Annotated in this window: 8 protein-coding genes; 5 read left to right on the top strand and 3 right to left on the bottom strand. The window is 74.6% G+C overall.

What is annotated here, in order from left to right; translation table 11 throughout:
* Positions 1–820: aminotransferase class V-fold PLP-dependent enzyme (locus QOL99_RS06850; protein WP_285522498.1), on the bottom strand; the 820-nt coding region annotated here is incomplete at its 3' end.
* Positions 821–971: 151 nt separating this feature from the next.
* On the opposite strand from QOL99_RS06850, the gene QOL99_RS06855 reads away from it, so the two are divergent.
* The 5 genes from QOL99_RS06855 to QOL99_RS06875 are packed head-to-tail and all read left to right on the top strand — an operon-like array spanning position 972 to position 5,804.
* A complete protein-coding gene (locus tag QOL99_RS06855) occupies positions 972–1,679 on the top strand; it encodes an HAD family hydrolase (protein WP_285522499.1) in 708 nt (235 codons plus the stop codon).
* The gene (locus QOL99_RS06860) at positions 1,676–2,674 is read left to right on the top strand and encodes a dipeptidase (RefSeq protein ID WP_285522500.1); all 999 of its coding nucleotides are present in this window, start codon (positions 1,676–1,678) and stop codon (positions 2,672–2,674) included. The genes QOL99_RS06855 and QOL99_RS06860 overlap by 4 nt, the downstream gene beginning before the upstream one ends.
* A 3-nt stretch (positions 2,675–2,677) precedes the next feature.
* Positions 2,678–3,565 carry a C40 family peptidase gene (locus QOL99_RS06865; protein ID WP_285522501.1) on the top strand — a complete coding sequence of 296 codons (888 nt, stop codon included), beginning with the start codon at positions 2,678–2,680 and terminating at the stop codon, positions 3,563–3,565.
* A complete protein-coding gene (locus tag QOL99_RS06870) occupies positions 3,562–4,581 on the top strand; it encodes a dipeptide epimerase (protein ID WP_407650148.1) in 1,020 nt (339 codons plus the stop codon). Before QOL99_RS06865 ends, QOL99_RS06870 begins: the two co-directional genes overlap by 4 nt.
* Positions 4,578–5,804, top strand: a complete 1,227-nt coding sequence (locus QOL99_RS06875; protein WP_285522503.1) for a Gfo/Idh/MocA family protein — start codon at positions 4,578–4,580, stop codon at positions 5,802–5,804. Before QOL99_RS06870 ends, QOL99_RS06875 begins: the two co-directional genes overlap by 4 nt.
* 90 nt (positions 5,805–5,894) lie before the next feature.
* On the opposite strand, the gene QOL99_RS06880 is transcribed toward QOL99_RS06875, so the two are convergent.
* Positions 5,895–6,728, bottom strand: coding sequence for an alpha/beta fold hydrolase (locus QOL99_RS06880; protein ID WP_456318848.1), 834 nt, complete (start codon positions 6,726–6,728; stop codon positions 5,895–5,897).
* Between the two features lie 23 nt (positions 6,729–6,751).
* Positions 6,752–7,063, bottom strand: a 312-nt coding sequence (locus QOL99_RS06885; RefSeq protein WP_285522505.1) for an alpha/beta fold hydrolase, incomplete at its 5' end; no start/stop codon positions are given.

The following is a 7,063-nucleotide window of genomic DNA, read 5'->3' on the forward strand; positions in this document are numbered from 1 at the left end:
GGCCCACCGCCGCGGCGCGGGCCTGACGCGCGGTCAGGCCTTCGGCCAGGGCGGCCCGCAGCGCGGCGTGCAACGCGAAGTGCAGGTTCACGGGCACGGTGTGGTGGTAGCTCTGCGCCTCCCAGTAGTCACGCAGACCCGCGAAATCGGCGTACCACAGGGCCGGGGGGCTGCGCCGCGCCGCGTGCCGGGCCAGCGCCCGCTCACTCACGGCGACCGGGGCCACGCCGGGCGGGGCCGAGAGGCACTTTTGCGAGCCGGTGTAGACGTAATCCGCCCCCAGTCCGGCCATGTCGAACGGCTGCATTCCGGCGGTGGTCACGGCGTCCACGCTCAGGAGTGCCCCGCTGCCCGAGATCGCCGCGGCGATCTCGGGCAGCGGGTTGAGCACCCCGGTACTCGTCTCGCCGTGGACGACGGCCACGAGCCGCGCCCCATCCACCTGCGCGGCCACGTCGTCCGGGCGCAGCGGCTCGCCGGGAGAAGCGGTCACCCGGCGGACGCGGGCGCCGTGCCGCTCGGCCATCTCGGCCATGCGGGCCCCGAAGGAGCCATTCACGCCGACGACCACCCGGTCCCCCGGCTCCACGAGGTTGGCGAACCCCGCCTCCATGCCCAGGCTGCCCGTCCCCGCGAGCAGGGCGGTGAAGGTGCCTTCGGGAGCGCCGTACAGGGTCCGCAGGTCCCGCTGGATCTCGCGGTTCAGGGCGAAGACCTCCGGGTCCATATGGCCCAGCAGGTCGCGGCCCAGCGCCTCGCGGGCGGCGGGGTGCAGGGGCGTGGGGCCGGGCGTGAGAAGGAGGTGGGGGCGGGCGCTCATGCGGCGAACTGTAGCACCGGAAGCATTCTGGCCACAACGCCGTTGCGTGGGGTGGGGACTTACGGGGGAGAGGCGCAATGCCGTTGCTCACCCCGGGCGATGGTCAGACGATTCGTGATGCAGCGGGGGCGGGTTCCCTAGACTGCCGCGCATGACGACCTTTCCCTCCGGCTCCTCCGGCAGGCTGCCCCTGCGGGCCGTGCTCTTCGACCGCGACGACACCCTGGCCCGCACCGACCCCGGCGTGTACCGCGAGGCGGCGCTGTGGGCGGCGGACCGCTTCGGGCTGGAGGCCCGCGAGACCGGGCGGCGGATGGCCGCGCAGTGGGCCGCGCAGGCCGAGGCGTGGTGGCACCTGCGCTCCGACGAGGACGAGGCCGCCTTCTGGGACACCTACCGCGCGGACCTGGGCCGGGCGCTGGGCCTGACGGACGAACAGGCGCGGGAATTGATGGCCGCCTATCCCTACGAGCGCTTCATGAAACCGGTCGAGGACGCCCGCGCGGTGCTGGAAGCGCTGCGGGCGCGGGGGCTGAAGGTCGGGGTGCTGAGCAACACGCTGCCCAGCATCGGGCGCACGCTGGAGGCACTGGGCCTCGCGGACCTGGTGGACGTGGCGGTCGCCACCTGCACGGTGGGGGTCCACAAGCCGGAGCCGGGGGCCTTCGAGTTCGCGCTGGACGCGCTGGGCCTGCCGGCGGCGGCGGTGCTGTTCGTGGACGACCGCCCTGAGAACGTGGAGGCCGCGCGGGCGCTGGGGCTGCGGGCGGCCCTGATCGACCTGGGCGGGCAGGTGCCGGGGGCGCTGCACCGCCTCCCCGACGTGCTGGGGCTGGTGGAGGAGTCGGTGGAGGGGTGAACGCCCCTCCCTTCCTGATCGACGGGCACCTCGACCTCGCCTTCGGCGCCGCGCTGGGCCGCGACCTCACGCTGGAGCTGGGGGCGCTGCGGGCGAGCGACCCGGTGCAGGGCGAGACGGCCACCGTGACGTTCTCCGAGCTGCGGGCGGCGGGCACGCGGGTGTGCTTCGGTACGCTGTTCGCGCTGCCCCGCACCGCCCAGAGTCCCCACGGCTATGCCGACCACGCGGGGGCACGGGCGCAGGCGCTGGGGCAGCTGGACCACTACCGACGCTGGGAGGACGCGGGGCACCTGCGCCTGCTGCGGACGGGGGCGGAGGTGGCGGCCCACCTCGCGGACCCGGCCGCTCCCCTGGGCGTGGTGCTGCTGATGGAGGGAGCGGACCCGGTGCGGGACGCGGACGACCTGGGGTTCTGGGCACAGGCGGGCGTGCGGCTGATCGGCCCGGCGTGGGGCCGGACCCGCTACGCCGGGGGCACGGACGCGCCGGGCGGCCTGACGGACGCGGGCCGCGAGCTGCTGGCGGCGATGCGGGGCCTCGGCGTGACGCTGGACGCCTCGCACCTCGACGACGCGGCGTTCTGGGAGGCGCTGGAGTTCGGCGGGCCGGTGGTGGCGACCCATGCCAACAGCCGCGCCCTGGTGCCGGGCAACCGTCACCTCAGCGACGGGGTGGCGCGGGCGATCGCGGGGCGGGGCGGGGTGATCGGGCTGGTGCTGCTCTCGCCGTTTCTGCGGGCGGGCTGGACGCCGGGGCAGCCCCGCGCCGGGCTGGAAGCGGTGGCCGACCATGCCCGGCACTACGCGGGGCTGGTGGGCTGGGAGCATGTCGGGCTGGGCAGCGACCTCGACGGTGGGTTCGGAAGCGAGAAGACCCCGGCGGGCATCGACCGCTACCGCGACGTGCCGCGCGTGCTGGAGGTGCTGCCGCCGGGGCAGCGGGCAGCCGTCGCGGGCGGAAACTGGGCGCGGTGGCTCACGCGCTACCTTTGAGGGGTGACGGTTTCCGATCCTCCGCTGCCTGACCCCCGCACCCACGCCTATGACCCGCAGGGGGGGTGGGCCGAAGAGACGCTGCGCGGCCGCCTTCCCGAACGCGACTGGACCTGGGTGACCGCCCGGCCTGCCCGCGCCGGGAACGCCCGACTGAGCCTGCGGGCCCGCCCCGACGCGCTCGCCCCGCAGGTCACCGAGGCGCTGCCGGGAGAGGCGCTGGAGGTGCTGCGGGAGGAGGGCGGCTGGGCACGGGTGCGGACCGTGGGTGACGGGTACCTGGGGTGGGCGCGGATGGAGGGGATTCTCCCTGGCGAGGCGCCCTCCGGCGAGACGCTGACGGTGGGGGCGCTGCGGGCGCACGCCCACGCGGGGCCGAAGGTGAGTCAGCCGCTGGTGGCCGAGCTGTGCCTGGGGGCGCGGCTGACGCGGGGACCGGGCGACGTGGTGACCGAGTCGGGGCGGCGCTGGGTCCCGGTGGCGCTGCCGGACGGCACCGGGGCCTGGGTGGGCGAGGGGGTCCTCTCCCCCACCCAGGCCGCCGACGTGGCCGACCTCGCCCTGCGGCTGCTGGACACCCCCTACGTGTGGGGCGGGCGCAGCGCGTGGGGGCTGGACTGCTCGGGGCTGACCGGGCTGGCGTACGGGTGGGCGGGCCGCACTCTGCCGCGTGACGCCGACCAGCAGCAGGCCCTCCTGACCCCGGTGGAGACCCCGGGGCGCGGCGACCTCGCCTTCTTCCCCGGCCACGTCGGGCTGATGCTGGACGGGCGGCGGATGGTCCACGCCAACGCGACCCACATGCGGGTCACGGTGGACACATTGGGCGAGGGCGACTACGGGGCGCGGCTGGCGGGGTCCCTGACCGGCTTCGGGCGGTGGACGCGATGAGCGTGACCTGGGAAACCTGCGAGCTGCGCACGGCCCGGCCCTTCGGCATCGCCCGCTGGACGCAGGCGAACTATCCGCGCACCTTCGTGACCTTCAGCCGGGACGGGGTGGAAGGCCGGGGGGAGGCCGCGCCCAACGCCTTTTACGGCGAAACGGGCGGCACGGTGGAGGCGGTGGTGCCGCTGCTGGCGCCCGCGCTGACCGATCCCTGGGACTGGGAGGGCCTGCGGGCGCGGCTCACGGCGGTGATGCCCTTTCACCATCCCAGCGTGAACTGTGCCCTGGAGATGGCGGCGCTGGAGTGGTGCGCCCGCGCCGCCGGGGTGCCGGTGTGGCGGCTGCTGGGCCTCTCGCCCTCGGGGCTGCCGGAGAGCAGCTACACGGTGGGTCTGGGCGACCTGGACGCGATGCGGGGGGAGGCGCGGGAGGCGGTGGCCCGTGGGCACGGCGTGCTGAAGGTCAAGCTGGGGACGGGGCAGGACGAACAGATCGTGGAGGCGCTGCGCGAGGAGGCCCCGGACGTGGCCCTGCGGGTGGACGCGAACGCCGCGTGGACCCGGCGCCGGGCGCGGCGGCTGCTGGGCGTGCTGGAGGCGGTGGGGGTGGAGTTCGTGGAGCAGCCCCTCGCGGCGGGTGATCTGGAGGGGCACGCGGAGCTGCGCCGCTTTGCCCGCGTCCCCCTTGTCGCCGATGAGAGCCTGCACCACGTGTCCGACGTGCGGGCACTGGCGAACGCCTTCGACGGGGTGAACCTCAAGCTCGCCAAGCTGGGCGGGCCGCTGCAGGCGCTGGAGGCCCTGCGGCTGGCCCGCGCCCACGGCCTCGGGGTGATGATGGGCTGCATGATCGAGAGTTCGCTGGGGATCGCGGCGGCCGCGCATCTGGCCGGGCTGTGCGACTGGGCCGATCTCGACGGGGCGCTGCTGCTGGCAGACGACCCGTTCACGGGCCTGGAGTGGGACGCCGGGCGGCTCTCTCGGCCGGGGGGCGTGGGCTGGGGCGTCGAGCGGCGATGACCGTCACTGTCGCGGTGCTGGGCTGCGGCAACCGGGGCGCGGACGTGTACGCCCGGCACCTCGAGGCGCAGGGGGCGCGGGTGACCGGGCTGGTGGACCCCCGCCCCGCCCGGCTCGCGGAGGTGGCCGCGCGGCACGGGCTGGGGCCGGAGGCGTGTTTTGCCGACCTGAACGCCTTCTTCGCCCCCGGCCGGGTGGCCGACGCGGTGGTGATCGCCACCCCGGACGACGCCCACGTCGAGCCGTGCCTGCGGGCGCTCGCCCTGGGGTACGACGTGCTGCTCGAAAAGCCGATCTGTCTGAACGAGGCGGACCTGGACCGGCTGCTCGCGGCGGAGGCCGCCTCGCGGGGGCGGGTGACCGTGTGCCACGTGCTGCGGGCCACGCCCTTCTTTCAGGCGGTCGCGGCGGGTCTGGCGGAGGGGCGGCTGGGGCGGCTGATCGGCATCACCCACGCGGAGAACGTGGCGTGGTGGCACTACGCGCACTCCTACGTGCGCGGCAACTGGGCGCAGTCTCCCCCGGCGGCGCCCTTCCTGCTCGCCAAGAGCAGCCACGACCTCGACCTGCTGCGGGCCTGGGCCGGAGCGCCGCCCGTGCGGGTGAGCAGCGAGGGCGGGCTGCACCATTTCCGACCGGAGGAGGCGCCGCCGGGCGCGGCCGACCGCTGCGTGCGCTGTCCGGTCCTGGCCTGCCCGTACGACGCGCGGACGATCTACCTGTCCCGCGACCCGCAGAGCTGGCCGGTCACCGTGCCCACGGCGGGCGGCGTGTCCCTGGCCGACGCGCTGGAGCATGGGCCCTATGGCCGCTGCGTCTACGCGGGCGGGAACACCCAGCCCGACCACCAGACGGTCACCGTCACCTTCGCGAACGGCGTGGTGGCCACCCTCACCGTCAGTGCCTTTACCCACAACAACACCCGGACGCTGCGGCTGCTGGGCACCCACGGCGAACTGCGCGGACAGCTGGAACGCGGCGAACTCGACTGGCACGATTTCCGTACGGGCGTGGTCACGCAGGAAGTCGTGGACACCTCCGGCACCCACGGCGGCGGGGACGCGGGACTGGTGGCGGCGTGGCTGGCCTCCTTGCGCGGCGAGGCGGGCGTGCCCACTCCCCTCTCCGAGTCGCTGGACTCGCACCGGATGGCCTTCGCGGCCGAGCGGGCGAGGGCAGGCGGAAGGGTGGAAGGGGTGGAGGGGGGTGGGTCTCGCGGTTGACGTTTTCCTCTCGTGGAGTGCTGCTGGACTGGGAGGGCACTGAACCAAGTGAAAGGATTCACGATAAATCCGGTCGTGAATTTTTTATTTCTAGGAGTGGGTCTCCAGGAAGTCGAGGGTCAGGCGGGCGACGGTTCTTGGAAAGGAGTCGGTCAGGGCGTGGGTGCCGCCGCGCACGTCGCGCACGACCGCGTGGGGAATGGCGCGGCAGATCGCCTGCACGGTCCAGGTCTGAATCACCGGGTCGCGGGTNCTTGGAAAGGAGTCGGTCAGGGCGTGGGTGCCGCCGCGCACGTCGCGCACGACCGCGTGGGGAATGGCGCGGCAGATCGCCTGCACGGTCCAGGTCTGAATCACCGGGTCGCGGGTTCCGTTGAGCAGCAGGGTGGGGGCCCCGACGTAGGGAAGCAGCGGGCCGGTGTCGTGCTCGCTCTGGTCCTGGGCGAGGCGGTACATCCGGGCGGGGCCGGAGCGCAGGTAGGCGGCGAGACCGGGCCGCAGCAGGCCGGGGCGCTCGCAGGGAAGGTCGCGCAGCAGCCGAGCAAACTGCACGCGCACGCTGGGGTTTTCCGGGATGCCGGTGGGGGCGCAGGCGATCAGCGCGGAGGTCGCCTGCGGGTAGCGGGCGGCGAGGTCGAAGATCACTTCCCCGCCCAGCGAGTGGCCGAAGACGGGCGCGCCGCCGAGTCCGGCCGCGTCCAGCCACGCGGCGAGGTGGTCGGTGAGGTCCTCGATCTGGCGCGGGAAACCAGGACGCCCGGCGCTGTGGCCGTGGCCGGGGGGGTCGTAGACGTAGACGGTGCGCCCACGGGCGAGCTCGCGCGAGACACGCACGTACATCCACGAGGCGCAGCCCAGCCCCGGCACGAGAACCAGCGGCGGTCCCTCGCCGCGCACCCAGGCGTGGGTCCGCAGGCCACGCACGGTGGTGTAGAGGGGGTGGCCGCTCACGCGGGGGCCGCTCCCCGGTGGTCCAGCCCGTGGTCCAGCCCATGGTCCAGAAAGTCGAGGACCAGGGCGTTGAAGGACTCCGGGGCGTCCACCATCACGACGTGTCCGGCGCGGGGCAGTTCGGCGTAGCGGGCCCCGGGGATGGCGGCGGCGAGGCGGCGGCCGATGGCGGGCGGGACCAGGGCGTCTCTGGCTCCCCAGACGACCAGCGTGCGGGCGGTGAGGCTCGGCAGCAGGTCCTGCACGCTGTCGCGCAGCAGGTCCCCGGCGCTCTGCCACAGCTTGAGGGGGCCGGTGCGGGCCGCGTC

The sequence above is a fragment of the Deinococcus rhizophilus genome, from assembly GCF_030271215.1.
GTDB classification, from domain to species: domain Bacteria; phylum Deinococcota; class Deinococci; order Deinococcales; family Deinococcaceae; genus Deinococcus; species Deinococcus rhizophilus.

Excerpts from the sequence above, each read along its gene's own strand:
- QOL99_RS06855 (WP_285522499.1), top strand. The coding sequence starts at position 972 with ATGACGACCTTTCCCTCCGGCTCCTCCGGCAGGCTGCCCCTGCGGGCC.
- QOL99_RS06870 (WP_407650148.1), top strand. The coding sequence starts at position 3,562 with ATGAGCGTGACCTGGGAAACCTGCGAGCTGCGCACGGCCCGGCCCTTC.
- QOL99_RS06875 (WP_285522503.1), top strand. The coding sequence starts at position 4,578 with ATGACCGTCACTGTCGCGGTGCTGGGCTGCGGCAACCGGGGCGCGGAC.